The sequence below is a fragment of the Ideonella sp. P3_A4 genome, assembly GCF_056403075.1.
On sequence record NZ_JBFUGE010000795.1, the window covers coordinates 1 to 2,423 of the forward strand.

Below are 2,423 nucleotides of genomic sequence, written 5' to 3' on the forward strand. Positions count from 1 at the left end.
CCCTTGCCGGTGGCGCCGAGCGACCCGTACAGCTGCGTGCAGACACGCTGTGTCGAGCCGAGCTTGTCTTCGTGCTGCAACCGCGCGACGAACAGCCGTGCCGCCCGCATCGGCCCGACCGTGTGSGAGCTGCTCGGCCCGATGCCGATCTTGAAGAGRTCGAATACAGAAACTGCCATGGATCTCTCCAGTCAATCAACACGGGGCTTCGACAAGCTCAGCCCGAACGGGGAAGGACGTCGCTCAACAAGCCGTTCGCCCTGAGCCTGTCGAAGGGCCTGAGCACGCTCAGCCCTCGGACTGGAACTTACTCTTCCGCAAACTCGCTCATTGGTACGCACGAGCAGAACAGGTTGCGGTCGCCGTAGACGTTGTCCACACGGCCGACCGGCGACCAGTACTTCTGCTGGCGCAACTCGGMCACCGGGTAGGCGGCTTCCTCGCGGCTGTAGGCGTGCGGCCACTCGGTCTTCAGCAGGCTGTGCGAGGTGTGCGGCGCGTTCTTCAGCGGGTTGTCTTCCTTCGGCCAGGCGCCGGTCTCGACCTTGCGGATCTCTTCGCGGATCGAAATCATCGCGTGGCAGAAACGCTCCAGCTCGACCAGCGGCTCGCTCTCGGTCGGCTCGACCATCAGCGTGCCGGCGACCGGGAAGCTCAGCGTCGGCGCGTGGAAGCCATAGTCGATCAGGCGTTTGGCGACGTCTTCGGCGCTGATGCCGGACGTTTCCTTCAAGGGCCGCAGGTCGAGGATGCATTCATGTGCCACGCCGCCACCCTTCACGCCGTCGATGCCGCCGCTGTAGTGGATGTCATAGTGGTCAGACAGCTTCGCGGCCACATAGTTCGCGCTCAGGATCGCGACTTCGGTGGCTTGCTTCAGGCCATCGGCGCCCATCATGCGGACGTACATCCAGCTGATCGGCAGCACGGCTGCGTTGCCCAGCGGAGCGGCTGAGACGGCACCAACGCCGCCTTCACGAACTTGACCTGCCGTGGCGTGGCCCGGCAGGAAAGGCACCAAGTCTTCGACCACGCAGACCGGGCCGACGCCCGGGCCGCCGCCGCCGTGCGGGATGCAGAAGGTCTTGTGAAGGTTCAGGTGGCTGACGTCGCCGCCGAACTGGCCCGGCGCGGCAATGCCGACCAGCGCGTTCATGTTGGCGCCGTCCACGTACACGCGGCCACCGTACTGGTGGACCATCGCGCACAGCTCCTTCACCCGCGGCTCGAACACGCCGTAGGTGGAGGGGTAGGTGATCATGATGCAGGCCAGGTCGTCCTTGTGCTGCTCGCACTTGGCCTTCAGGTCGTCGAGGTCGACGCTGCCGTTGGCGTCGCACTTCACGACCAGCACCTGCATGCCGACCATCTGGGCCGAAGCCGGGTTGGTGCCGTGCGCCGACTCGGGGATCAGGCAGACCTTGCGGTGGCCTTCACCGCGCGACTTGTGCCAGCCGCGGATCGCCAGCAGGCCGGCGTACTCGCCCTGCGAGCCGGCGTTGGGCTGCAGGCTGATGCCGGCGTAGCCAGTGGCTTGGCACAGCCAGCCCGTCAGCTGCTCGTTCAGCAGCGCGTAGCCCTTCAGCTGCTCGGCCGGTGCGAACGGGTGGATCTGCGCGAACTCGGGCCAGGTGATGGGGATCATCTCGCTGGTCGCGTTCAGCTTCATCGTGCACGAACCCAGCGGGATCATGCTGCGGTCCAGCGCCAGGTCCTTGTCCGACAGGCGGCGCAGGTAGCGCAGCATCTCGGTTTCGCTGTGGTGGGTGTTGAAGACCGGGTGCGTCAGGAAGGCGCTGGTGCGGCGCAGGGCTTCGGGCAGGCGCAGCGCGATGCCGTTGGCGTAGTCCTCGACCTTCGGCAGGGCCTGGCCACCAGTGGCGAACCAGCTCCACAGCGCCRTCACGTCTTCACGCGTCGTCGTTTCGTCCAGCGTCACGCCGATGTGCTTGGGCGACAGGCGGCGCAAGTTCGCGCCACCAGCCAGGGCGCGGCCGATGACCTCTTCGGTATGGTCACCGGTCTCGACAGTCAGCGTGTCGAAGGCGTAGGGGTTCGTGACCTTCAGGCCCAGCTTGCCCAGGCCGTCGGCCAGGATGGCGGTCAAGCTGGCCACACGGGTGGCGATGCGCTTCAGGCCTTCGGGGCCGTGGTAGACCGCGTACATGCTGGCGATGACGGCCAGCAGCACCTGGGCGGTACAGATGTTCGAGGTGGCCTTCTCGCGGCGGATGTGCTGTTCGCGCGTCTGCAGTGCCAGGCGGTAGGCGGGGTTGCCGTGCGAGTCGACGCTCACCCCGACCAGGCGGCCGGGCAGCGAGCGCTTGAATTCGTCGCGGCAGGCCATGAAGGCGGCGTGCGGTCCGCCACCGCCCATCGGCACGCCGAAGCGCTGGGTGTTGCCGATCACGATGTCGGCGCCC

General features: G+C 66.7%; 2 protein-coding genes. Both read right to left on the minus strand.

The annotated features are described in order from the left end of the window. The coding region (locus AC1DYI_RS32815; RefSeq protein ID WP_477208299.1) for a serine dehydratase beta chain at positions 1–179 on the minus strand (179 nt) is incomplete at its 3' end. 128 nt (positions 180–307) lie between these two features. Continuing rightward, the coding region (gene gcvP, locus AC1DYI_RS32820; protein ID WP_477208298.1) for an aminomethyl-transferring glycine dehydrogenase at positions 308–2,423 on the minus strand (2,116 nt) is incomplete at its 5' end.